This is a genomic window from Streptomyces sp. NPDC055243, assembly GCF_044544025.1.
Lineage (GTDB): Bacteria > Actinomycetota > Actinomycetes > Streptomycetales > Streptomycetaceae > Streptomyces.
Map to the genome: position 1 here is coordinate 20,576 of NZ_JBITWR010000001.1, position 22,089 is coordinate 42,664.

At 68.7% G+C, this 22,089-nt stretch carries 23 protein-coding genes and 1 pseudogene; 9 read left to right on the forward strand and 15 right to left on the reverse strand.

Features of this window, described 5'->3' with window-relative positions; all coding sequences use genetic code 11:
* Window positions 1-253: 253 nt before the first annotated feature.
* The 10 genes from ACIGXX_RS00115 to ACIGXX_RS00160 all read right to left on the reverse strand — a co-directional run bounded on the left by ACIGXX_RS00115 (window position 254) and on the right by ACIGXX_RS00160 (window position 7,586).
* The gene (locus ACIGXX_RS00115; protein ID WP_399971316.1) at window positions 254-436 is read right to left on the reverse strand and encodes a hypothetical protein; all 183 of its coding nucleotides are present in this window, start codon (window positions 434-436) and stop codon (window positions 254-256) included.
* A 43-nt stretch (window positions 437-479) separates the two neighbouring features.
* Complete coding sequence (locus tag ACIGXX_RS00120; protein ID WP_399971318.1) at window positions 480-809, reverse strand: hypothetical protein; 330 nt, start codon at window positions 807-809, stop codon at window positions 480-482.
* Between the two features lie 300 nt (window positions 810-1,109).
* Window positions 1,110-1,601 (reverse strand): helix-turn-helix transcriptional regulator, encoded by a 492-nt coding sequence (locus ACIGXX_RS00125; RefSeq protein WP_399971320.1) that lies wholly within the window; start codon window positions 1,599-1,601, stop codon window positions 1,110-1,112.
* Between the two features lie 119 nt (window positions 1,602-1,720).
* Window positions 1,721-2,974, reverse strand: a complete 1,254-nt coding sequence (locus tag ACIGXX_RS00130) for an acyl-CoA dehydrogenase family protein (RefSeq protein ID WP_399971322.1) — start codon at window positions 2,972-2,974, stop codon at window positions 1,721-1,723.
* An 83-nt stretch (window positions 2,975-3,057) separates the two neighbouring features.
* Window positions 3,058-3,699: a GAF domain-containing protein gene (locus ACIGXX_RS00135; RefSeq protein ID WP_399971324.1), complete on the reverse strand. Its 642-nt coding sequence runs from the start codon at window positions 3,697-3,699 to the stop codon at window positions 3,058-3,060.
* Window positions 3,699-4,328 (reverse strand): GTP-binding protein, encoded by a 630-nt coding sequence (locus ACIGXX_RS00140; protein ID WP_399972773.1) that lies wholly within the window; start codon window positions 4,326-4,328, stop codon window positions 3,699-3,701. Before ACIGXX_RS00140 ends, ACIGXX_RS00135 begins: the two co-directional genes overlap by 1 nt.
* A 7-nt stretch (window positions 4,329-4,335) precedes the next feature.
* The gene (locus ACIGXX_RS00145; RefSeq protein ID WP_399971326.1) at window positions 4,336-4,749 is read right to left on the reverse strand and encodes a DUF742 domain-containing protein; all 414 of its coding nucleotides are present in this window, start codon (window positions 4,747-4,749) and stop codon (window positions 4,336-4,338) included.
* Complete coding sequence (locus ACIGXX_RS00150; protein WP_399971328.1) at window positions 4,746-5,261, reverse strand: roadblock/LC7 domain-containing protein; 516 nt, start codon at window positions 5,259-5,261, stop codon at window positions 4,746-4,748. The genes ACIGXX_RS00145 and ACIGXX_RS00150 overlap by 4 nt, the downstream gene beginning before the upstream one ends.
* 79 nt (window positions 5,262-5,340) lie before the next feature.
* The gene (locus ACIGXX_RS00155) at window positions 5,341-6,864 is read right to left on the reverse strand and encodes a sensor histidine kinase (protein ID WP_399972776.1); all 1,524 of its coding nucleotides are present in this window, start codon (window positions 6,862-6,864) and stop codon (window positions 5,341-5,343) included.
* A gap of 224 nt (window positions 6,865-7,088) precedes the next feature.
* On the reverse strand, window positions 7,089-7,586 hold the full coding sequence (locus ACIGXX_RS00160; protein ID WP_399971330.1) for a DUF6415 family natural product biosynthesis protein: 498 nt from the start codon (window positions 7,584-7,586) through the stop codon (window positions 7,089-7,091).
* Window positions 7,587-7,792: 206 nt separating this feature from the next.
* On the opposite strand from ACIGXX_RS00160, the gene ACIGXX_RS00165 reads away from it, so the two are divergent.
* Entirely contained in the window at window positions 7,793-9,181 is a 1,389-nt protein-coding gene (locus ACIGXX_RS00165) for a Tat pathway signal protein (RefSeq protein ID WP_399972779.1), read from the forward strand.
* Between the two features lie 72 nt (window positions 9,182-9,253).
* Window positions 9,254-9,736, forward strand: a complete 483-nt coding sequence (locus tag ACIGXX_RS00170; RefSeq protein WP_399971332.1) for an SAM-dependent methyltransferase — start codon at window positions 9,254-9,256, stop codon at window positions 9,734-9,736.
* Between the two features lie 173 nt (window positions 9,737-9,909).
* On the opposite strand, the gene ACIGXX_RS00175 is transcribed toward ACIGXX_RS00170, so the two are convergent.
* The 3 genes from ACIGXX_RS00175 to ACIGXX_RS00185 form a co-directional block, all read right to left on the reverse strand.
* Window positions 9,910-10,293, reverse strand: coding sequence for a hypothetical protein (locus ACIGXX_RS00175; protein ID WP_399971334.1), 384 nt, complete (start codon window positions 10,291-10,293; stop codon window positions 9,910-9,912).
* Complete coding sequence (locus tag ACIGXX_RS00180; protein ID WP_399971336.1) at window positions 10,277-10,702, reverse strand: DUF6415 family natural product biosynthesis protein; 426 nt, start codon at window positions 10,700-10,702, stop codon at window positions 10,277-10,279. The genes ACIGXX_RS00175 and ACIGXX_RS00180 overlap by 17 nt, the downstream gene beginning before the upstream one ends.
* A 131-nt stretch (window positions 10,703-10,833) precedes the next feature.
* Entirely contained in the window at window positions 10,834-11,241 is a 408-nt protein-coding gene (locus ACIGXX_RS00185) for an ATP-binding protein (RefSeq protein ID WP_399971338.1), read from the reverse strand.
* A gap of 678 nt (window positions 11,242-11,919) precedes the next feature.
* Here ACIGXX_RS00185 and ACIGXX_RS00190 point away from each other — a divergent pair.
* On the forward strand, window positions 11,920-12,876 hold the full coding sequence (locus tag ACIGXX_RS00190; RefSeq protein ID WP_399971340.1) for a hypothetical protein: 957 nt from the start codon (window positions 11,920-11,922) through the stop codon (window positions 12,874-12,876).
* 3 nt (window positions 12,877-12,879) lie between these two features.
* Here the strand turns inward: ACIGXX_RS00190 and ACIGXX_RS00195 are convergent, their stop codons facing one another.
* The gene (locus ACIGXX_RS00195; RefSeq protein WP_399971342.1) at window positions 12,880-13,911 is read right to left on the reverse strand and encodes an NAD-dependent epimerase/dehydratase family protein; all 1,032 of its coding nucleotides are present in this window, start codon (window positions 13,909-13,911) and stop codon (window positions 12,880-12,882) included.
* 979 nt (window positions 13,912-14,890) lie between these two features.
* Between ACIGXX_RS00195 and ACIGXX_RS00200 the strand changes: the two genes are divergently transcribed.
* Both ACIGXX_RS00200 and ACIGXX_RS00205 read left to right on the forward strand, forming a co-directional pair.
* The gene (locus tag ACIGXX_RS00200) at window positions 14,891-15,415 is read left to right on the forward strand and encodes a WhiB family transcriptional regulator (protein WP_399971344.1); all 525 of its coding nucleotides are present in this window, start codon (window positions 14,891-14,893) and stop codon (window positions 15,413-15,415) included.
* Entirely contained in the window at window positions 15,412-15,624 is a 213-nt protein-coding gene (locus ACIGXX_RS00205) for a helix-turn-helix domain-containing protein (RefSeq protein ID WP_399971346.1), read from the forward strand. The genes ACIGXX_RS00200 and ACIGXX_RS00205 overlap by 4 nt, the downstream gene beginning before the upstream one ends.
* 34 nt (window positions 15,625-15,658) lie before the next feature.
* On the opposite strand, the gene ACIGXX_RS00210 is transcribed toward ACIGXX_RS00205, so the two are convergent.
* Window positions 15,659-16,783 carry a tyrosine-type recombinase/integrase gene (locus tag ACIGXX_RS00210; protein ID WP_399971348.1) on the reverse strand — a complete coding sequence of 375 codons (1,125 nt, stop codon included), beginning with the start codon at window positions 16,781-16,783 and terminating at the stop codon, window positions 15,659-15,661.
* A 493-nt stretch (window positions 16,784-17,276) separates the two neighbouring features.
* Between ACIGXX_RS00210 and ACIGXX_RS00215 the strand changes: the two are divergent.
* From ACIGXX_RS00215 to blsF, 4 genes and pseudogenes are all read left to right on the forward strand, one after another.
* Window positions 17,277-18,408, forward strand: a pseudogene (locus ACIGXX_RS00215) (amidinotransferase).
* Between the two features lie 426 nt (window positions 18,409-18,834).
* Complete coding sequence (locus ACIGXX_RS00220; protein ID WP_399971350.1) at window positions 18,835-20,178, forward strand: hydroxymethylcytosylglucuronate/cytosylglucuronate synthase; 1,344 nt, start codon at window positions 18,835-18,837, stop codon at window positions 20,176-20,178.
* The gene (gene blsE / locus ACIGXX_RS00225; RefSeq protein WP_351157379.1) at window positions 20,171-21,157 is read left to right on the forward strand and encodes a cytosylglucuronate decarboxylase; all 987 of its coding nucleotides are present in this window, start codon (window positions 20,171-20,173) and stop codon (window positions 21,155-21,157) included. Before ACIGXX_RS00220 ends, blsE begins: the two co-directional genes overlap by 8 nt.
* On the forward strand, window positions 21,145-22,086 hold the full coding sequence (gene blsF, locus ACIGXX_RS00230) for a CGA synthase-related protein (RefSeq protein ID WP_399971353.1): 942 nt from the start codon (window positions 21,145-21,147) through the stop codon (window positions 22,084-22,086). Before blsE ends, blsF begins: the two co-directional genes overlap by 13 nt.
* Window positions 22,087-22,089 lie beyond the last annotated feature (3 nt).

Here is a 22,089-nt window from a genome sequence, read left to right on the forward strand (position 1 = left end):
GGCGAGGGGCCGCGTCAGCTTCCCGGTGAGGCATACGAAAGCCCTGATCACCCAGAGCGGTCAGGGCTTTCGTGTTGTGAGGCGGTGTTCCCTACGAACCGGCCGGGTGAGGGACTGGTGGGGCCGCCGGACCGGCGGGGCCCAACCAAGGTGTCACTGGTCCGGTAGCCCGGGAGTGCGGTGCCGGTGGGCGCCAGCAGGCTCCCCGGGGGTGCGATGCGGGGGCGGTGGGGGCCGCGCCCGCACCGCGCGGTCAGCGAGTAGGCCAGGGGTAGCGGCGGGCGAGGATCGTCCACTCCTCATCCGCCCGGCCGGGGACGAGCCGGCCGTCGTTCTCCCACTGCTCGGCGAGGGCGGTGAAGATCGGCTCCAGCTCGGGGCACGCACCCGTTTCACTGCCGCTTCGCTGCATGCCGATGAGGGGTGTGATCCGCATGGTCGTGGTCACGCCTTGTTCAACGCCGTCGGGGCGGTCGGGGTTACCCGCGGGCGCGGTCGGCTTCCCGCAGAGCGGTGCGGGCCTGGTCGGCGGCGAGGAGCAGGGCGAACTCTTCGAACTCCACCGCCATCACCTGCTCGGGGGTGGCCGGCTGGCCTTCCGGTGTTCGGCGGGCGGCGAGCTGGGCGGCGCCGCGGGCCACGATCGACTTGCGCTCGGCGTCGTCGAGGGCGGGCGAGGGCCTCGGCCCGGACGTGCGGCAGGCCGAGGCGGGCGGCGAAGTCCGAGGCCCAAAGGCTGACCAGCCGGAGCGTGTCGTCGGAGCGATCGGGCAGGGTGTGGACGTGCCCGAGGAAGAGACACGGGCCATCGCCCCAGCCCAGGGCGGGCTCACGGTCCAGGAGCATGCAGGCGAGCAGAAGCCCGTCCTCGAACAGCCCGGCCGGCTCCGTCGCTGGGGCACGAAAGAGAGCCGGGACAGCGTCTTGGGCGGGTGCAGGCAGACCGCGCAGGGTGAGCCAGCGCTGCCGGTCCTGGACGAGTGCGACGGCTTCGGCTCGTTCGGCGTCCGTGTGCAGAGAGCGCACCTCGTACGCGGCCGGTATCGCCGCAGTGCGCTGGAGCAGGGGAGCGGGGGTTTGCCAGGCGGCTGCGGAAGGGGATGGTGCGCTCATTGGCTCGCTCCGCTTTGCACTGTGCTGGTCGGGCTGGCGCCGAGCAGGCCCCATGTGTGGGCAAGGACGACGAGCTGGGTGGCGTCGGCCGTCCGGGTCTTGTCCAGGAGTTCGTTGAGGGCGGAACGGACATCGGCCGGGGCGATGTTGGCGGCCAGTGCGATGTCGCGGGGCTTGCTGTGCTCGGCGACTGCCTGCAGCAGGCTCTCCTGCTCCGGGCTGAGATCGGGTACCGGCATACCCGTCGTGGGAAGCTCGACCTCTTTGGCGGTGCACAGGAAGTGCACGAGCACCGGCGGCTTGCAGCGGGGTGGGCAGTGGACGCTTCTCCGGATCTCATAGACGTACTGGCGGATGGAGTTTGCCGACAGTCCTGTCCTCGTGGCGATGTCTCGGGTGGTGAGCCCTTCCACGAGGTGCTGGGCGATGCGCTGCAGGGTCGGTTTCAGCGGGGTGATCGGTGCGCTGGACGTCATGGGCAGGGTCACGGGTGTCTCTTTCTCGCTGGATTGACGGTCACCGGAAGAGGTGTCGCCGCCCCCTGCGGGGTCGGTGACACGGACCCGTGCGCGGCGGTCTGGATTCACGGAGTGCCGCGCACGGGGGCTCATGCGGCGGTGGGGTCGGGTTGCGCCCAGGCAGTTTCGGCGGCGAGGCGTTCGGACCACTGGATGTGGTCCTCGTTGAGTGCGGCGTCGGCGAGGTGTATGCGCTGGACTTCGCCGGTTCCGGCCGGTGGGTAGGTGTACTGGATGTCGCGCCACAGGCGCTGGAGGACGTAGGCGCCGTCGAGGGCGTGGGCGCCGTGCAGTTCCATGGCGTCCTGGGCTGACGTCCTGGCCCACTGGTGGCCCAGGTACTTTGCGTTGATCAGATCGGCGTCGCATGACAGGCCCTGGTCGAGGAGGTGCACGGACTGGTAGGCCAGGATGCGTCCGGCGCGCAGCCGGGCCTCCATGTCACCGACGCGGTGCCGCAGGACCGGCAGGTCGGACAACGCGCCCCGGTAGCGGGGGCGTGCCTTGAGGCGAGCAGTCGTGGTGGCGACGACCGCCTCGTGGATCCCGAGGCTGACCGCAGCGATGTTGGGCCGGCCGTACAGGATGCTGCTGCTCTGGGCCACGCTCAGCCCTTGGCCGATCTCTCCGACCACGTTGTCCGCGGGGACGCGGACCTGGTCGAGGGCGAGGCGGCCGACGGAGAAACCGTGTAGGCCGAGGCCAGGGCGGTGGTCGCCGACGGAGAGCCCGCGGCGGTCGGATTCCACCATGAACGCGGTCAGCGCCTGGGAGGTACGCACGCCGGCCTCAGCGGTTCGGGCGACCACGAGGTGGGCTCCCGCGAGATGGCTGTTTCCGATGTGGACCTTGCTGCCGGTGATCACCCACTGGTTCCCGGCGCGCTCGGCAGTGGTCTCGCTGCCGCCGATGCGCCCGCCGGCGGTCGGTTCGGTCACGGCGATCGACAAGAGCAGCGAACCGTCCGCCACCCGCGGCAGCCAGCGGTCCTTCTGCTCGTGAGTGGCGAAGTGCAACAAGGAGCCGACGGGGATGAGGGTGGCCTGAAGGATGGCCGCGGCAGCCGCCGAGACGCAGGCGATGCGGTGAATCAGGACCGTCTTGGCCACATGACCAGCGTCGAGACCGCCGAATGCGGCCGGGACGGTGACGGCGAACCAGCCCCGTGCGGCCATCAGGTCGGCGACCTTGCGCTCCACCCTGCCCGGAGCGGCCTCCATCCGTACGGCGCGCGGCGCGATGTGCTCGGCCGCGAAGGCGTCCGCCTCGTCCCACAGCAGTTCGTGGCGGGCGGTGAGGTAGGGGCTCAGAGCTGGCGGCGGCGTGGTGGGTGTGGCGGGCATGGTCGTCTCCCTCTCCCTGGGTGAAGGTCACACGGTGGAGTGGCTGGGTATCGTCTGCGGCTCCCGGGTGGTGGTGAAACGGCCTAGCTGGCGGGCACGCGGGTGATCAGGTCCATCGCCTGGGTGCCGGTGCTGATGGTGATGTCTCTGATCCGGCGGGCCTGGCTCAGGTGCCGCCTCTCGGGGTCGATGACGCCCACCGTGCCCAGCACGATGCCGCTGTCGTGGATGAGCGGTGCGCCGAAGTAGGAGCGGATCCCTACGGCGTCGACCACGTGGTTGCCGCTGAAGCGCGGGCTGGCGTGTACGTCGTGCAGCGGGAGGGCTTTCTTGCGGGCCATGACGTTCGGGCACCAGCCGTGGTCGCGGCTCATGGTGCGGCCGATGATGACGTACCCGCTGTCCTCGGGCGGCTGGTGCAGGCCGACGAAGGTCTGCTTCTCCAGGAAGAGGTTGACGAACCCGTACAGGAATCCGGTCTGCGTGGCCATGTCGTGGGCCAGCTCGTCGAAGTCCTGACTGGCCGCGGTGGGCACGCCCAGGCGCTCCAGCAGCTCATATCGCCGCGCCAGTTCGACCGCCTGCTGGGCTGGCGGGCCAGTGACGGCGTCGCCGGGCGAAACGGATGGCCCATGGGCGTTCTCCCGCATGCCGCGTCGCGGCAGTGACAGCGCGGGCGGGGCGGTTTGCGGTACGAGGTGTGGGTCGTTGGGCTGATATGACATCAGGCGTCCTGGAGGGTGGTAGTGGGTGTGAGGCGGACGGGGTCTGCCGGTGCGTTCTCGGCGTGGGCGACGAGGGTCAGCAGGACGCCGGCGACGTGGTTCGGATTGCGGGCGTCGCAGGTGACCACCGGTACGGAGCTGGGTAGTTCGAGGGCGCTGCGGACCTGCTCGGGGTGGTAGCGGTGGGCTCCGTCGAACTGGTTCAGGGCGACGACGAAGGGCAGGCCGATGTCTTCGAAGAAGCTGACGGGGGTAAAGCTGCTTTCCAGGCGGCGGGTGTCGACCAGGACGACCGCACCGACGGCTCCGCGGGAGAGGTCGTACCAGAGGTTGATGAACCGGTCCTGGCCGGGCGTGCCGAACAGGAACAGTTCCAGGGGTACGGGCGGGTCGGGCAGGCTGAGGCGGCCGAAGTCGAAGGCAACCGTGGTGGTTTGCTTGGCCTCGACGCCCTCCAGGCTGTCCACGTCCGTGCTCGCCTCGGTCAGGTACTCCTCGGTGCTCAGCGGCGTGATCTCGCTGACGGCGCCCACGGCGGTGGTCTTGCCCGCGCCGAAGCCCCCGGCGATCACGACCTTCAGCACGGTCGGTGGATCGGCATGCGGGCGCGATGGAGTCCGGAGCACCATGGCCGGGTCAGCCGGCCTGCGGGTAGGCGATGGCATTGGGCCACTTTCTTTTCAGGCCCGCTGAGAGGGCCGCCAGCAGTTGTGGGGAGGGACGTGCTTCCGCGCCTGTGCCGGATGCGGCGTAGGCAGCACTGACGGGAACGACCAGGGCGTCAGCGTCCAGGAGGTCCGAGACGAGGATCTTGACGGCGGTGACGGGGCGGCCGAGTTGCCCCGCCAGCTCGGTCACCGAACGCCGGTGCTCGCGGCACAGGGCGAGGATCTCTGCGCATTCCTCGGCCTGGCCTGGGCCGGGCCGACCGGGCCCTGTGTCCAGCACGGTGTCCAGGGCCAGCAGGTGCCGTGGCTGGGTGCGCCCTCGCGTCAGCGTGTAGGTCCGCACGAACGCTGCATCCTCGGCCGCGCCGCCGTGCGTGCTCACCGGACCTCATCGCCCGTGCCGACGCGGACGGGAATCTGCATGTAGGGGGCGAACTTCTGCACCAGGCGCCCCATCTCGAACCCGACGGTTCCGGCATCGGCGTGGGCGGTGGTGACGACAGCGAGGACCGTGTCCACCACGCCGCGCTCGTTGCCGGGATGTCCCTCGAAGGCCGCACTGCGACCGGCGCTCTGGACGAAGAACAGGCAGTCCTCTCGCTCGATGACGACCTGCCTGGCCGGGCTCTTTTTGTGGCTGGGACCGGTGATGTTCGCCGCGAGGGAGGCCACTCCGCTGAGCGCGGCCGATAGTTCGTCCGCCCAGTCCTTGGCGACGTCGCTGTCCAGCAGTCGCAGCCCGTCTCGCGACAGCAGGACGGCGTGCGTGACGCCCGGAACCTCGTCGGCGAACTGCAGCAGCAGCCAGGCCATGTCCTTCCGCTGACCACTTGCTGTCGCCTCGGATGCGGGCGCGACGCCGGTCACGTTGTTCATCTCAGGGGGGATGCTCATAGGAATCGCTCCAGAAGGGGGAAGGGCCAGCGGTATACCCGGGCCAGCGGGAACGCGCAGAGGGGGGAACGGGCGATGGTCAGGGCCTGGGTTGCTCTGCTGAAGCGGGAGGAGAACCAACGGTCCCGCCGGCCTCGATGCCGTTACGGAAGGCGGCTGCGAGCCCTGGCGTCGCCGCGCTCGCAGGGGCTTGCTCTCGCTCAAGCGGAGGACGGAATGAACCGGGTCGGCGCGTACGTCTCGGAAGGGCGGGTTCGATAGCAGAGTGACCTGACTCCCCGGCTTCCGGTGCTCCCATGGTGATCGGGCGTGTGACCTGGCCTGCCGACGGGTCGGCCGCCGCCGCAGCAGCCTGCTGCGGCGGCGGGGGCGCGGAGGGGCGTGCTTCCCTGCGGCGGGCGCCCGCGTCACCCCCGGAAGGAACCGCTACGAGGAGCCTTCCCGGAATGACGACGAGGGCGGTGGTGCCTCCTGTTGTGTTCTCCTGCAGGAGAACGGACAGCCCGTGCGACTGGGCGATCTTCGCGGCGACCAGCAAGCCGAGCTGTCCCGCGCGTACCTGACCGCTGACGTCGACTTCGTCAGGCGCCTCGAGCAGACGGTTCATCTGTGCGCGCGTCTGCGGATGCATGGGGATGGCGCGGTCCTCGACCTCGATCGCCAGCCCATTCGCCACGCGCTGGGCTCGCACGGTCACCCGTGTGCTCGGATCGGAGCACTCGCAGGCGTTCTCGATCAGCTCTGCCAGGAGGTGCGTCAGGTCTGGACCCACATGTCCCGGAAGACCCAGCTCGGCACCCACGGATCCGGCCGCGACCGCCACACGCGGATACTGCACCACCTCGGAGATCGCACCGCGCAGCGCGGTCGTGACGGGAACCGGCCGACGCACGTTGCGCAGGGACTGCCCGCCCAGCACCGCCGTGCTCTCCACCTGACGACGCATCCGCGTCACGAGGTGATCGATCTCGAAGATCTTCGACAGCAGCTCCGGGTCGTCGGTCAGCATTTCCAGCTGACTCAATGCCTCCAGTGCCTTTCCGACCAGGGCGTGCTCCCGCATGGCCAAGCGGCGCAGCACTTCCAGGAGGACGACGGACTGGGACTCGTCGTGCACGCGTATCAGCGAGGCGACGGCCTGTACTTGGAGCGTGCTCAAAGCCTTGCCGATCTCCGCGGTCGGACTGGCCGGCTGCGGCATCTGGATGTCCGGCAGCGGCGGTCGTGCCCCTCGGCACAGCTCGTCTGCTGACCACTGGACCGACTTCTCGACGGCCGCCGCGACCCCCACGACCGCTGTCAGCTCAGCTGCCCGTTCTTCCTCGATGGTTGTCTGCACGGCCCATGCGGCCGTTTGCGCTCCACGGGCCGCCACCAGCGCGACCCCGATCAGCCCGATTACAAGGCCGGCCAGAAGCCAGCCGAGAGCTACCGCGGACGTCGCCCCGACCGTGAAGGCAGCGCCCAGGAGCGCCGCAACAAGCAGCAGGGGCAGTGCCACGGCACGACGGACACAGTGCACCGTGAATGCGTCGATCCGTGGAGGCCGCCGTCTGCGGCGGCCGGTAGCGGCCGGCCGTGTCGGGAACGTGCTGTCAGGCATGGGAATCCTCGTCGGTGGGTGGGCGGCTAAGCGTGCTGCGACGTCAGGTCTTTGCCGGTCTGGCGCGACCTGCGTGATGTCGAACGGGGCACGGGAACCGCGATCGCGCCCCGGTGCGGAGTCCTCGTCCTGTCGAGCGGCGGGACCGGTTGCTCGACCACCGCGGAGAATCAGCCACGCCACCGGGCCGAGAATCAGCGCGATCAGAATCGCCCCGGTGACGGTCATGCCCGGGGCGAGGACGCGGCCAGAATCCAGCAGGCGCAGGCAACAGCGAAGACGGGGCCGCGCAGCACGTTGATCCGCGGTTTCCACCAGCGCCGTCTGCGCGTCGGCTTCGCGGGGTCAGCGCCGTGGGCTTGCACGACAGCGATAAGTGCCTGGGTTGCCTCGGCAAGCTTGACCAGATGCACCCTGCTGGGCATGTAGCCGTCGGGGACACCCGCCGAAGCGAGCTGCTGCGCGCCGCGCAGCGCGGATGCTTCCGGCGGCGCCACGACCCCAAGTTGGCTGATGTGCCCGCGAAGGAGCCGCGCGAGTTCCTCCACGTCGCTGGTGCTCTCCGGTAGCGGCGAGTCCTCGCCCAGCACGAGCGCCACTGTCTCCGCCGCGGCCACCGTTTGATCTCGCTGCACATCGGCCGACTCCATGGTGATGTGGCCCCGTCTGCCTCGCCCATCGCGGTGACAGGATTCCCGACGTAGGAACAGCGATAGACGCATGGCGCAACTCCTTTTTGGACCAGCCAAGTTGACTGGTGTTCGCGGTGGAATACCGACGGTTGACGTGCGAAGTGAGTGATCCGGCCGCTACGTTGAGCGAACCGTGAATCCCCGACGAGGGGTATGCCTGCATGGCCGCCAAGGCCGCCAAGGCCGCCAAGGCCGTCAAAGGCGTCAAAGATCATTTCGGAACCGAGGGGCAGTCCATGGCCCGTGAGCGAAACGTCGCCCTCGCCGAACTCCTGCGGGAAGCGGGCTGGTCCCAGTCCCAAGCAGCCGCTGCGGTTGCCCGTATCGCCGCGGAGAGCGGCGTACGGGAGCTGGAGGCCATCTCCCGCTCGCACATCGCCATGTGGGTCCAGGGCACGAAGCCCAGCAGAAGAGCGCGGCATATCCTGCGCGAGACGCTGTCCCGCAGGCTCCGCCGCCCCCTCGCCCTGGCAGACCTCGGGCTGGAAGAAGAGCCGACAGGCACGACCGACAGCGGTTCCGACTGGAGCGTCGACCCTCTGACCGTGCTGGCTGAGCTGGGAAGCGACGATCTGGACATGCACCGACGCAAGCTGCTCGCGACCGCCGCGTACTCCGCCGCCGGCCTCGCCCTGCCCACCGCTCCGTGGTGGGCCGCCGCTCCTGCCGCAGCAGCCAGGCGCACGGCAGTTTCCCCCCGGCTGGTGGCCCAGGCCGACATCGACGACGTCCGCGACCTCACGAACTTCTACTCCGCGCGTGACCAGCAGCGCGGTGGAGCCTCCGGGCGCTCGGCCCTGGCCGGCCACCTTCGCGACGAAGCAGTTCCCCTGCTCGGCAGTCGATTTAGCACGGAACGGCACCGCTGGGACACGTACTCCGCCGTCGCGGAGATGGCCTACCTCGCCGGCTGGATGGCCTTCGACGCCTCCGAGCACCGCACGGCCCAGCGCTACCTGACCCTTGCCGCCCGCATCGCAGCCGAAGCCGGGGACGGACCGCTCGGCGGCCACATCCTGCGCGCCCTCGCACACCAAGCAGTGGACCTCGGACACCCGCGCAGAGCACTCGCCCTGGCCGACGCCTCCATGTCCCGCGACCGATACGGCCAGGCCAGCCACCGCGAGAAGGCCCTGCTCGCCATCGTTCACGCCCGAGCGCTCGCAGCCGACGACGACCGGCCCGGCACCCTCGCGGCCATCACCCGCGCGGAGCGGGACCTCGCCCGCGCCGACAACGACGAAGCGCCGGGCCGCGTGGGCTTCTTCCAGGAAGCCTCTCTCGCCCACGAGACCGCCTGCGCCCTGCGCGACCTGGGTCAGCCACTCGACGCGGAGATCCACTTCCAGCGCAGCGTTGCCACCCGCCGCCAACAGCAGTACGCCCGCACCCACAGCGTGACGCTCGGCTACCTCGGCGCCGTTCAGGTCCAGCAAGGACGCCTCGACGAGGCGTGCGCCACCTGGGGTCAAGCTCTCGATGCCATGGTTGGCGTCCAGTCTGGCCGCGCCCGCGATGTCATCGTTCGGATGCAGAGCGATCTCTCGCCCGTTCGGCAACGAGGGGGACGCCATGTCGCCGAACTGGACCGCCGGGCAGGGGAGATGCTGCGCGCCATAGGCTGACCGCGGAGCAGGCCCGTCGCTTCGAGTGACGGCCACCGAATGTGCAACTCTGAGGGAGAGGAACAAGCCTCGATGGCGACGTACGAGGTCGAATCGATCGCAACGGTGGTTGGGGGGCACACCCGCGTTCAGGACGACTACCAGGGCGGGGTCGAATCGGTCATCCGGCTCAACGCCGCGTACCCACTCGAAACGCTGCAGGGCATCGAGGAGTTCTCCCACTTGACGGTGACGTGGCGCTTCCACCTGGCGCGGCCGGAAGACGTCCAGCTGCACGCGCGTAGCCCCCGGGGCAACCCGATGTGGCCGACGGTAGGCACGTTCGGCCACCGCAACCACCGGCGGCCCAACCAACTGGCGACCAGCTACCCGCGGTTGCTGAGAGTGGAGGGCCGGGATCTTCTGGTCACGGACCTTGACGCCGTCGAGGGGACGCCGGTCATCGACCTGGCGCCGTACTTCGCGGAGATGGGGCCGCGAAACGGCGTCCGTCAGCCAGCGTGGCCGGGCGAGATGCTTGCCACGTACTGGATGAATGCTTCGGAGCGTCCGTAGCCCGGCTTCCCGTAATTCTTCGACGGTGGCTCTCGCAGGGGCGGTCACCAGGGCCTGCCCGCAGGGATGCGGAACATTGACCACGTTGTCCGGCCGCAGTGGTTCCTTGGTCATTGTCAGGCTCCGAGCTGAAAAGCGGTCACGTGGACGGTGGATGAGCATGGAGTGCACCGTCACGGCGGTGGCCTGATCGCAATGCATGACGCGAACTCACGTGGTGGGGGCGTGGATACGAGGCACGGGTCGACGACGGGCAGCACGGTGACGAGGTGCGCGGTCCACATCCAACGGTGGATCTCTGCTTGGATCCTGAAGCCGTACGGGCGCCCACAGCGCAGCTCGTACGTGGCCACTCCGACACCCTGGTGGTCACCGAGCCAGGCCCAGGCGGACGCGAAAGACTCACGATCCAGTTGGGGCGCGATATCCCTCACGGATTCGCGCAGCCAGGTGATCGCGTGGCCTGGGTGGGGAGTCAGCGCGCTCTGCGGAGCCAGGCCGTCGACCGCGGGGCCGACGTAGTCCACATGGCACCAGAAGCTACGCGGCAGCGTCATCACTGGCCTCCACGTCGTCATCGGCCAGCAGGTCGAGGAGGTCGGACGCCGCCATCGCCAGGCGCCGCAGATGAGCTCGGTCGGCCGCGAATTCGCCAACTGGCTTCTTCTGCTTGGCCCGTACGCGCTCGGCTCGTGCGATGGCTGCTGCGACGCTCGGGTACGGAGGGTTCCATTCACGTTCTCGGGCGATGGCCACGAGATGGAAGAGCATTCGGTCCAGGCGGGTGACGGAGCGACTTAACTCGGCCACCGTTCCGGGCTCGGGGGTGCGTCGACGGAACGGCTTGTGCTGCTGACTCAGCTGGCGCTTGGCGCCAGCCACACCAGTGGGACCTGCTGAGGCACCGAGAACGGCGTCCAGATCGCCCGTCAGGTCCTCGTCTCGAAGAAGGGCGTCTTGCAGCATACGGATGGCACTCCGGGCGCCCGGAGTGAGCCTCTCCATCGGAAGCCGGGTGGGCGGGTAGCCCATGCCACTGCTGACTCCGGTGCCACGGCTGCGGTCAGCGGTCCCGGCTTGGAGAGCTGGTGAGGTGATCACGCAGCACCTCCCGTACGGAACTCGACCCACACGTCCTTGCCGTTGCCGGTCGGATCGGCACCCCAGGCGTCGGCGGTCTCACTGAGCAGGAACACCCCTCGGCCGTTTTCGCTGTCCCAGTCCGGCTTGCGCACCACGGGTAGCTCCGGACTGTCGTCACTGACGACGATCCGCACACCGGACGCGGAGGACTGAAGGAGAAGTACGCACTCGTTGGAGTCAGCGTGCTTACTCACGTTGGACAGCAGCTCCGTCACGCACATGACTGCCGCGTCCGCTACCGGGGCCCAACCCCAGCCCCGCACGTGCGTGATGACAATCCGTCGTACGAGACCGAGCCTTTTCGGGTCGACGGTCATCTCTTGTCTGTACTGCTTTGTGCCTGCCTCTGCCATGACGGTCATGGCTCCTCCATCGCCCTGACGCCGGATCCCCAGTGGACCGGCCTACGCCGGCCCGTTCGATGCGCATCCGGAACGGCGAGGGGGATCAAGATTCCCGTCACGCTGTGAGGTTCGCCATGTCGCGGCGAGTGCCACTTCGCACACCACCGGGTGACGCGGGTATCACCGACATGTCATCTGAGCCCCACTTGCGCTCAAGATCCCTATGCCTGGCTCAGGTTGGGCAATAGTGGGTTGCGGGGCCACCAAAGCTGCTTCGGCCCCACCGTGAACACATCGGCTGGAAAGGAAGCGTCGGCCATGGACGCGCGGACACTGCTCCAAGTGCTGGTTCGTGAGCGGGGCTGGACATATGACATGTTCAGACGGGCCTATGAGAAGGCCGCCCGAGAGGTCGCAGCAGCAGCCGGTGAGCCACCCTCTACCGCGACGGTGGAGGAGCAAACCTTTCGTCGATGGACATCAGGTCGCGTCAAGGGACTCCCGAACCGACCGGCCCCGCAGATCCTGGAGCGCATGCTCGGCTACTCCGCGCGGCAGCTCTTGGACCCGCCGACCGATCTGCCTCCGGCTCCGCCCGGAAACCACATACTTGCGCTCAACGAAAGCGAACTTGCAATGACTGCTCGGGACGCAGCCGCACATGCCGGTGACGCCGCCTCCCTCAGCGTTCCAGACATGACGCTCGATCAGCTGGACGACGACGTCGTGGCCCTGGCTCGGGACTACAACTGCACCTCGCCGATCGAGGTCTACCGCCGGGCAAAGGAACTCCTGGACACCGCCCAGTCCCTGTTGGAGCGGACCCAAGTACCCCGCCAGCGAAGCCGGGGATACCTCGCCGCAGGTCAGTCCGCAGCTCTGCTCTCCGCGATCGCCTTCGATCTTGGCTCCCTGCCCACGGCCGTATCGCTGTCTCGCACCGCGGCGCTCTACGGCCAGGTCATCGAGCATGGCCCCCTCCAGGCATACGCTCACGGCGCGCTGGCATTCCTGGCGTACTGGGGTGGTCGCCCATCTGAAGCCGTGCGGCTCGTACACACAGCGCAGCAGTTCGGAGGGCTCGGCGACACCGCGCGCACCCGTCTGTCCGTTATCGAAGGCCGCGCGTACGGGCACCTGGGGAATCCAGCCGCAGCAGAGCGCGCTGTACGCAATGCTCTTGAACAGCAGACCGGGGCCCGAGACGAGCTCCACGACGACATCGGCGGCGAGTTCGGGTTCTCGGACGACCGCGTCGCCATGAGCAACGCCACGACCTACTTGCTGCTGCGCGACTCTGAGGGGGCAGAGACAGCCGCGCATAGCGCGCTGCGCCTCTTGGGCAGTAGGCCCGAAGACCAGCGTCCTCTGCTCATCTCGACCCAAGCGTCGGTGGATCTTGCCCACGCCCGGCTCCTGCGCGGTGAGCTCGACGGGGCCCGCGATGCCCTGGGCCCCGTCTTCGAAGTGCCCACGGTGTGGCGCGGCGCGGGGACGCTGGAGCGTCTGGCCGCCGTTCGCTCCGGCCTCTGCCATCCCACCTTCGCTGGTGCCGCCGCGGCCAGCGCACTCGGCGAACAGATCGAGGAGTACAGCGCGGCGGCAACAGCGCACAGGCTCGGCGCCGTCACGCCGCTGGCCATCGAGAGCTGACGCTTAGGCTCCCAGCCTCGCCAGGATCTCGGTCTCCTTCGCCGTCGAGATGCCGTGCTCAGCCCAACGCGGGTGCTCAACTGGTGTACCACCGCCTTGCATCCACTCCCACGTGGCAGCAACCGTATCCGCCAAGGGGCGACACTGCAGGCCAGCGGCTTGGGCTCCAGAGGAGTCGATGTTCCACACGCCGGCATGGGTACGCCAGAGCGGCATCTCGGTCCACTGCTGCACCCCGTGCTCGACCAGAAGGCCGTCTGGCGCCCAGACAAGGCGCCCCGCACTCCCTGTCGCTTCCAGGCAAGCTGTAAGGAAGCCCCCCATGGTCTCGCGGCCCACTGGGGCCGTCACGTTGAACGCTCCGCCGCCCGTTGTGGCGGCCTGGTCCAGTGCGAACTCCGCGACGTCCCGGGCGTCCACCGGCTGAATCGACTTGTCTGGCTCGCCCGGGGCGAGGATTGTTCCGCCTTTTTCTGCCCGACGGAGCCACCAGGGGAGACGCCCCACATACTCGCCCGGTCCCAAGATCACTCCCGGCCGGAGGGTCGACACCCGCTCCGCGCCGAAAGCTGCCAACGACGCACGTTCAGCCCCCGCCTTCTGCCGCCCGTAGTACCAATCAGGTCCGTCCCAGTTCGCAGGCAGCCGCCCGTAGCCAGCGTCGGCATCAGCGGGCCCGTCGAGAACCTCGGACGACTCTGTCAACGGCTCGTTCGGCCACCCTCGGTACGCATTTACCGTGGAGATGTACACGTACTTCCCGGCCACGGGCTCCAGCGCCTTTGCGCCGCTCAACACATCCCTCGGTGCCAGTTCGGAGGCAGAGGTATCGATCACGGCGTCCCACGGGCCGTGCTGGGCGAGCGCCGACAGGTCTTCAGGGACCGTCCGGTCTCCGTGAACCTCCCGTGTCCCCTGCGGTGCTGTGCCTGACCTCCCTCTGTTGAACGCCGACACGGACCATCCGCGATCAAGTCCGGCCTGAGCAACAGCTCGCCCCAAGAACCAGGTCCCACCAAGCACGAGAATCTTCATGAGGATGATCCTGCCTGTTGCGACTACGGCCGCGCCACGATCTTCTCATGCCGAAGTAGGGCACGAGGAGGGCCGGTGCCCGCGCTGAGTGCTCGGGAGGGGAGGGGCCTCGACACCTCTGAGGGTGACCGCTACGACCTACGGTGCATCGATCCTCGGACGTGGAAGTGACCGAGATTGTGCTCAAGGCCCGGAGCCTTCGCGTGGCGAGACACAGCTGAGTCGGGAACGGGTGCGCCGGTAGGTATGCGGCGGCCCCGTTCCCGTATTAGCTGCACCGCTGGAGTCAGAGGGAGAGCGACCGGTCTGACAGGACCAGGCTGTGCAGGACGCGCCATCGGTACGACGTCCTTCCCGGCGCAGTTCGACGAGGTCGACCCGCTCAACCGGGAGCGTGCTGGACGGGCGGTCCTCAGAGGGGCCACGGCGTCGATCACGGGTCCGGCATGCCGGCCCCGGTTGTTGTAGAGAGTTCCGAGGCGAGAGCGGAAGAGACTGCTCGGCTTTCTGGAAGGATGTGTCCGCAAGGTGCGGCTTCTGGATCAGCGCCCCTGAAGACACTGTGCGAGTAGCGACGGACGGGCGGCTCATCGCCGACATCGCACGGAGGTAGTGGCTGTCACTGGTTGGGCGACCATCGTTTCTCCGTGACAGGAGCTGCCGAACGAGTACTTGTGGCAAGTCGAATGCCTCGTTGGTGACACCCGGGCTGCCTCGTCCAGCTCTACTCGCCAGCTCAGCTGGCTTCGCCGGTGACAACTTCTGAGCTTCGGCTCACCGGCGGACGCTGCCCGCCGCCCTGAATCAACTAGTTGCCTACGGCCTCCACTGTACGGAGTGGCGGTGCAGGCGCGCCAATGGACGTGCGCGCAACATAGCCGACGATCGCCGGTTAGGGAAACCGGCGTTGTTCCGGACCCTGGTAGCTCTGTAGGCCGCATGGGGCCACAGGCTAGGCAATGAACAGGAAGCTTCATCGATGTATGGATACCTCGGTCCCCGAGTCAGAGGGAATCAGACTTGGCAAGAAAGCGCGGCATGTGCGGTGGCTGTTGGGGCGAGAAACGATCCCGAGCTCTTCTTTCCTGGCAAGTTCGCAAGTGATCAACGTACCCGCCTTGCCAAAGGGATCTGTGCGTCCTGCGCAGTCAGGGTGAAGTGTCTGGAAGCTTCTCTGGAATCTAGTGAGGCTGCTGGCATATGGGGCGGCATGACGGAGGAGGAGCGTAGAGCCATCCGAAAGCGATTCGAGTTGCGTTGTGACCCTGCCAGGGTCGCGGCGGCCCTGGCAGGGAGGGACGTGTATCTCACCAAAACGGAGACGCAAGAGGTAGTCCGGCGGGCTGCTGATGCCGAGACGCCTACTGCCCTACTGGCCCGAGTCCTCAAGGTATCTGAAGGGCACGTGCAGAAGCTGCTCCGGCGGGAGCGTCGCGCCAAGGTCGATGACCACTTGGAGGCACCGAGCGCCGTGGGTGCCACTTGCGGTGCGGCGTCAGCATGAGAAAGAAGGATTCGGTTCATGAGGCACCAAGTGGGTGGGCTAACCGGTATCTAGCGGTTCATGAAGCCGCCGCGTATCTCAACATGAGTCCGCGTTGGATGTACAGGGAATCCCAGCGTCACGGGCTGCCAAGGTACTACTTCGGCGGCAAGCTCAGGTTCAAGGCCACCGACCTCGACAGTTGGGCGCAGCAGCAGAAGGTCACTTGAAGGAGGGGCGGGCGCTAACCCGCCCCTCCTTCGTCTACAACCTTTCGTTCAGCAACTTCGCAGCCCGGCCGATCGACGCAGGCATCAGGTGCCGATAAATTTTGAATGTCATGTTGATATTCCTGTGCCCCATCCACTCGGCGACGTCCGTGATAGGTATCCCTCTGGCCAGGCAGTTGGAGGCGAAGAAGTGGCGCAAGGAGTAAGTGGTTAGCCTCCTGGTGATGCCTGCCCGCTTCTTCGCGGCGCCCCATTGATAGTTGAGCGTCGTGTGAGCCCAGTAGTGGGAGCGCTGGGTTCGCAATAGATAGCCGTTCGTGTCAGCGCCGTGCTCCTTCTCGAAGCGGAGCAGGGCGTCTCGGACGGTCGATGGCATCGGGGCCTCGCGGAACTCTCCGAGCTTCCGATGCTTGAGAGGTACCCGCTCACGCGTCTTCCCTTCAATCTGTTCGGTGATGCGGTAGACGTCGTCGGCGACCATCCGCTCCATATTCGCGGCGTATGCCTCCCCGTTGCGGAGACCGCAACCGGACATCAGGTCGATCACGAGCCCGACACCATCGCTTGCCGCGGCCTTGAGAGCGTGGACCTCGTCCAAGGTTGGGATGGTGATCTTCCGGGGGATGTACTCAGGCGGGATGACCCCCTCGAACGGGTCCTCGGCGATGCCGCCGCGACGTCGCGCGTCGAGAAGGATCTTCTTCAGGGTGTCGAAGGCGTTCTGTTGCGCTGCCAGTCCGACGGAACGTTCCTCCATCGACATGATGAAGTCGTCGACCACCGTCGCCGTGAACGTGTTGATCCGCCGGGATTCAAGCACGGGCAAGATCTGTCGGTCGAGTATCTGCTTGACTGTGCGTACGCTGCCGGCCGCGTAATGACGCTGCCGCGACAGCCAAGCGGAGGCGTAGGGTCCGAAACGTTGCTTGCCGATCTCACGCTTGAGGTCGGCCTGTGCACGAGGAGTGGTCCGCTTCTCCTCGTAGACCTTGGTCAGTCGGTCGAGTGCCGCCTGCTGTGTCGAGTACCCGGTCTCCTCGCGTTGCCGCCCGGCGGCATCGCGGTAGCGAATGACGTACGGGTGGGCGCAGCGGTTCTGGCGGGCGCAGGCGCAGCCTTTGAAGAAGCTGCCCATTCCGCGGACGAGCTGGGTCGCCAAGTACACGTCTCCTGACTCATGCTGGGAGTTTGCTGACCAAGGGCCTCCAAGCATGGCCGTGACCTGCGGCCGCGCCAAACTAAGGGACGTTGATCAGCATCTTCACGGGTACCTCCTGGTGGGCGTATCAGCTGGGCCACTGCACTGGATTTTCGCAGGGCAGGCTGTGCGTGACTAGTTCTCGATCTTGGCGATTCCCGATGCGGCGTGTCCCGGCGGGCGGCTGGGCGATGCTGAGAGGTGCGGGACCTGAGGTCAGTATCAAGGGAGCGGCGCCAGGAGGTGCGCCCCATGAGGGAAGAGTTTCCGCCGGGGCCCCGAGGGGCGCGAACCGGGCGTCCCACCGGGTCCCCCATGGGGCAGGAGGCGCACGGCGCGCTCTGGGTCCAGGGTCGAACTGCGGGGAGACCCGGTCTGCTCGGCACGTCGAGACACGGGAGGCGATCCCCCATGTCGACCCCGGCGCCCACGGCACCGGACGGGGCGCGGCCTCTTGTTTCGCCGGTGCGGTCCCCCACCGAGTGGGACCCGCTGGACGCGGCCTCTTGTTTCGCCGGTGCGGTCCCCCACCGAGTGGGACCCGCTGGAAGAGATCATCGTCGGGCGTCTCGAGGGTGCGACCATCCCCTCCGACCATCCGGTGGTCGCCTGCAACATCCCGCCGTGGGCGGCGCGACTGCAAGGGCTCGCCGGCGGCTTCGAGTATCCGGGCCTGCTGATCGAGCCGGCCCAGCAGGAGCTCGAACAGTTCATCGCTCTCCTGCGGTCCCTCGGCGTCACGGTCACGCGCCCGGACGCGGTCGACCACCGGCAGCGCTTCGGTACCCCCGACTGGTCGTCGCGCGGATTCTGCGACACCTGCCCGCGGGACAGCATGCTCGTGATCGGCGACGAGATCATCGAGACCCCGATGGCCTGGCCGTGCCGGTACTTCGAGACCCACACGTACCGCACGATCCTCAAGGCCTACTTCCGGCGCGGGGCGCGCTGGACGGGGGCGCCGCGACCGCAGCTCACCGACGAACTCTTCGATGCGGACTTCAGCGTCCCCGAGGCCGACGAGCCCATGCGCTGCATCCTCACCGAGTTCGAGCCGGTCTTCGACGCCGCGGATTTCGTCCGCGCGGGACGCGATCTGTTCGTGACGCGGAGCAATGTCACCAACCAGATGGGCATCGAGGTGGCTGCGCCGTCACCTCGGGCCCGGCTACCGCATCCACGAGGTCGAGAGCCGCTGCCGGACGCCGATGCACATCGACACGACATTCCTCCTGCTCGCGCCAGGCAAGGTGCTGGTCAATCCCGAGTACATCGACGTCGACCGCCTGCCCGATGTCCTGCGCTCGTGGGACGTCCTGATCGCCCCCGAGCCCAACCCCCTGGACGAGCGCCTGCTCAAGATGACCTCGATGCGCGGCAAGTGGCTCAACATGAACGTGCTCATGATCGACGAGAAGCGGGTCGTCGCCGATCGGCACCACACCGACACCCTGCGCGCCCTGGAGAAGTGGGGGTTCGAGCCGATCCCGTGCGACCTGCTGGACTACGCGCCGTTCGGCGGCTCTTTCCGCTGCGCGACCCTCGACGTCCGACGCCGCGGCACCCTCGCGTCGTACGTCGACTAGGGCATGTGCCAGTGGCCTCTTTCGGCCGTTGTTCCGGGGTGTGCTCCTGACGGTCTTCGGTCGTCGAAGTGGCTTGTTGGAGATGGGTGCCGGGTCCCTCCGCGGCCGCGTGTCCCGCAGGCGCGCCCTTGGGCCACCAGCGCTTGGAACGTCAAACTCCGTTGAGCCGGGGCAGGGGTGAGGCGTCTTATTGCGAGTAGTTCGCAACTACTTATCGGTGGCCAGAAGGTGACCGGGGGGCCTTTGCGCCACCCGGGAGCAGGGGTGATCGTGTGAGAACCGGAGGGGATCACTCGCCGGAGTCCGCCCCGGTCCGACCCCCCGTGGCGCAGCACGAATCCACCCTCACCCCGACGTGGCATTCCCTCCCCGCACTCACCCGACAGGGGCCACACCCCGGCCCCAGCAAGGGAGTTGGACAGAACGATGCATGGTGCAAGCCGTCCGGATGCGCGAGACGTCCGGGAGAAACCCGTCCCCGTCCCGGGCGCACCCGTCGCCACCGCCGGCACCGAGCCGGCCACCGTCGCCGTCGCGGGCGCCGAGTTCGGCTGGGGCAGCTCCGGCAAACTGAGCGCCGTCCTGGCCGCGCTGCGCGCACGGTCCCCCCGCCCGCTGCGGTTCGTCGGCCTCGCGTCGGGCCTGGGCCGGCCGCTCCTGTCCCAGCACGCCGTCGACCGCTGGTACGACCTGCCGGCCGGGGTGTCCGCGGGGGAGGGCGCCGACGCGATGGCGAAGGTCGTGGCGGCGGAGGGGATCGACGCGGCCGTCGTCGTGCTCGACGGTCCCGCGGCCATGGCACTGGAAGCGGCGGGTGTGCCGACCGTGTTCGTCGACAGCCTGCCGTTCCTGTGGACCGAGGGGGACCTGGCCGAACTCCCGCTCGAGGCCTCCGTCTACTGCGCGCAACAGTGCGTCGAGTTGCCGCAGGAGTGTCTCGGCGTACTCGCCTCCGTACGCGAACTGCGCTGGGTCGAAGCCGTGATCGGCGCTCCCCCCGAATCGCCTCGGCCCCGGGGCAGCCGCCCGGAACCCTTCCGGAGCGCTCTGGTCAACCTGGGGGGCCTGCGCGCCCCCGGCCTGGCCGACTGGACGCGCTATCCGGAGATCGTCGTGCCCGCGGTGCTCGAAGTCCTCGGCGCGTACGGGGTCCGCGAGGCGCATGTGGCGGGCAATCTCCCCGCCGATCTGGCCCGGCGGCTCTGCGGGGCGAGCGACAGCGCCCTCAGCGTCACGGCCGGTCCGCTCGACCACGGCGAGTTCCTCCACCGGCTCGCCGCCTGCGACCTGCTGCTCACCTCGCCGGGTCTGACCACGCTCCTGGAGGCCGGGAGCCTCTCGGTGCCCACGGTCTGCCTGCCGCCGCAGAACCTCAGCCAGATCTTCAACGGCCGCTTCCACAGCCGGGCCGTCATGGCCGACGTCAGAGTCGTCTGGCCGCCGACCGTGTTCACCGAGGACGCGGCCCTGGCCCATCGACCACAGGGCGAGGACGCGGCCCTGCGGGTCATCTACGGGGGGATCACCGCCGCCGCCGAGGCGCCCAACGCCCCGCGCACCGTGACCGCCGTACGCGACGGCGTCCTTGAGGCGCTGCGGCGCGCGGCGGACGGCGCCGACTGGGGAGGGCTCGCCGCCCGCGTCGGCACCGGTGGCGCCGCGCAGGTGGCCGACGCCCTGCTCGACGTACTCGACAGGGAGCCGCTGCCCGGGCCCGCCCGGCTCGCGGTTCCGCGCACCGTCCAGGAAGGCATCGACGTACATGACTGAACGTCAGCGCTACCTCTTCATCAGAATCCTGGAAGCCTGCAACGCGGACTGCTTCATGTGCGAGTTCGCGCTCTCCCGCGACACGTTCCGCTTCTCCCTCGAGGACTTCGCCGAACTGCTGCCCAAGGCCCGTGCGGCGGGAGTGGCCTATGTGCGGTTCACCGGCGGCGAACCGCTCATGCACCGGGACGTCGTCGAGCTGGTGCGGGCGGGCACGGACGCAGGCATGAAGATGTCCATGATCACCAATGGCATGATGCTGCCGAAGAAGGCCCCGCGCCTCGCCGAGGCGGGCCTCGCCCAGGTGATCGTCAGCCTCGACGGCGGATCGGCCGCCACCCACGACGTCTACCGGCGTTCCCCCGGCATGTTCGACAACGGCCTGCGAGGGCTGCGCGACGCCGCCGCCCTCGGTGTCCTGCCCCGGGTCAACACCGTGGTCGGGCCGCACAACTACACCGAGATGCCGGACCTGCAGAAGGTGCTGACCGAGGCCGGCGTCAAGCAGTGGGAACTCTCCGCCCTGAAGCTGGAGCGCTCCATCACCTATCCCGACCCCGATCACGTGCGCGCGGTCTGCGACCCGATCTACGACGCCGATCCCGGCACCCTGCTCGTGCCGCTCGGCAAGCGCTTCTACGGAGACACCCGTGCGGAGCAGGATCGCTATTTCGGTGAGTCGCTGACCCCGCGCGCCTCCGAACCCCTGTGTCATGTCGTGGACGACGTGATCTACATCGACGGCAAGTACGGACGCATGTACGCCTGCAGCTGCCTCCCGCACCGCGAAGGGGAGGAACTGGGCGGCGCCCCGCTGCGCGAAGGCGGCACCATCCACCTCGATACGCCGGTCTTCCGCACCCACGCGGACTTCTTCCGCGAGCGCGGACCCGACATGTGCGGCGGCTGCTCCACCACGGCCGCCGGTTACAGCGACGACGTCGCCCGGCTCGGGACGGCGGCACCATGGCAGTACTGAGCACCGGCGGGCCCACCCCGCCGCCGACCGGCCCCGCACCGCGCCGGGTGCTCCTGGTGTCGCGGGACGACGAACTGGACTCGCTGCTCGCCGGACGGCGCGTCGCCGCGCACCTGGCGGGACTTGAGGAGACCGGCGACGAGGCGCGGCCCGGCGGCGACGGGCCGCCGCCGGACGTGGCGCTGGTCTGCGACGACGATGCCGCCACCCGCCGCCTCCTCGACCTCGGCGTACCGGTCGTGCGGCTGAGCTCGGGACACCGGGCCGCCGTCGAACCCGCCGCCGACCGGGCCCTGCACCGGGTGCACCGGCCGGGCTGGCTTCCCGGACCGTGGCCCGCGACACCGGGCGGCGCCCGCACCACCGGGGTCCTCGCGCCCGCCCGGTCGGCGCGCGGACGCGACCGGCACGGCAGTCTGCTGCTGCTCTCCCTGTGGGGCGTCCCGGACGCGGAGGCCGACCCGTTCACCTCCGGGCCGCTGCGACAGCTGGCCGCCGAGGCGGTACGCCGCACACAGCGGTGCGAGGTCGTCTGCGACACCCGCCTCGACCGGGTGTGTGACGCGCTCGAAGGACTCGACGGCGTACGTGTCCGGCGCGCCGCCGACACCGATGTCGACGCCCTGCACGCCGGTGCCGAACTGCTCCTGGCCGCCCCCACCCTGGGCGCGGTGGCACTGGCCCAGGCCCGGCGCGCGCCGCTCGCCCTGCTGCCGCCGCTCGGTGACCGCCAGCGCGACCTGGCCGAGCGGGTCGCCCGAGCCGTCCCGGTCCCGGTGGCCGCCGACCCGCACGATCCGTCCCTCTGGGCGCCCGGGGAACCAGGCGCACCGGACCCGTGGGCCGCGCTCGACGGCGCCGCGGACGACCTGCGGGGCGCCCAGCGCGTCGCCCGCACCCTGCGCCAGCTCTCCCTCGCACCCCTGTGACAG

Coding starts and splice junctions, on each gene's coding strand:
- ACIGXX_RS00195 (WP_399971342.1), bottom strand. CDS start 13,911: ATGAAGATTCTCGTGCTTGGTGGGACCTGGTTCTTGGGGCGAGCTGTT.
- ACIGXX_RS00220 (WP_399971350.1), top strand. CDS start 18,835: ATGCATGGTGCAAGCCGTCCGGATGCGCGAGACGTCCGGGAGAAACCC.
- ACIGXX_RS00120 (WP_399971318.1), bottom strand. CDS start 809: ATGGCCCGTGTCTCTTCCTCGGGCACGTCCACACCCTGCCCGATCGCT.
- blsF (WP_399971353.1), top strand. CDS start 21,145: ATGGCAGTACTGAGCACCGGCGGGCCCACCCCGCCGCCGACCGGCCCC.
- ACIGXX_RS00165 (WP_399972779.1), top strand. CDS start 7,793: ATGGCCCGTGAGCGAAACGTCGCCCTCGCCGAACTCCTGCGGGAAGCG.
- ACIGXX_RS00175 (WP_399971334.1), bottom strand. CDS start 10,293: ATGACGCTGCCGCGTAGCTTCTGGTGCCATGTGGACTACGTCGGCCCC.
- ACIGXX_RS00185 (WP_399971338.1), bottom strand. CDS start 11,241: ATGACCGTCATGGCAGAGGCAGGCACAAAGCAGTACAGACAAGAGATG.
- ACIGXX_RS00190 (WP_399971340.1), top strand. CDS start 11,920: ATGACGCTCGATCAGCTGGACGACGACGTCGTGGCCCTGGCTCGGGAC.
- ACIGXX_RS00155 (WP_399972776.1), bottom strand. CDS start 6,864: ATGCCTGACAGCACGTTCCCGACACGGCCGGCCGCTACCGGCCGCCGC.
- blsE (WP_351157379.1), top strand. CDS start 20,171: ATGACTGAACGTCAGCGCTACCTCTTCATCAGAATCCTGGAAGCCTGC.
- ACIGXX_RS00205 (WP_399971346.1), top strand. CDS start 15,412: ATGAGAAAGAAGGATTCGGTTCATGAGGCACCAAGTGGGTGGGCTAAC.
- ACIGXX_RS00135 (WP_399971324.1), bottom strand. CDS start 3,699: ATGTCATATCAGCCCAACGACCCACACCTCGTACCGCAAACCGCCCCG.
- ACIGXX_RS00130 (WP_399971322.1), bottom strand. CDS start 2,974: ATGCCCGCCACACCCACCACGCCGCCGCCAGCTCTGAGCCCCTACCTC.
- ACIGXX_RS00200 (WP_399971344.1), top strand. CDS start 14,891: ATGTATGGATACCTCGGTCCCCGAGTCAGAGGGAATCAGACTTGGCAA.
- ACIGXX_RS00160 (WP_399971330.1), bottom strand. CDS start 7,586: ATGCGTCTATCGCTGTTCCTACGTCGGGAATCCTGTCACCGCGATGGG.
- ACIGXX_RS00170 (WP_399971332.1), top strand. CDS start 9,254: ATGGCGACGTACGAGGTCGAATCGATCGCAACGGTGGTTGGGGGGCAC.
- ACIGXX_RS00150 (WP_399971328.1), bottom strand. CDS start 5,261: ATGAGCATCCCCCCTGAGATGAACAACGTGACCGGCGTCGCGCCCGCA.
- ACIGXX_RS00180 (WP_399971336.1), bottom strand. CDS start 10,702: ATGCTGCAAGACGCCCTTCTTCGAGACGAGGACCTGACGGGCGATCTG.
- ACIGXX_RS00140 (WP_399972773.1), bottom strand. CDS start 4,328: ATGGTGCTCCGGACTCCATCGCGCCCGCATGCCGATCCACCGACCGTG.
- ACIGXX_RS00115 (WP_399971316.1), bottom strand. CDS start 436: ATGCGGATCACACCCCTCATCGGCATGCAGCGAAGCGGCAGTGAAACG.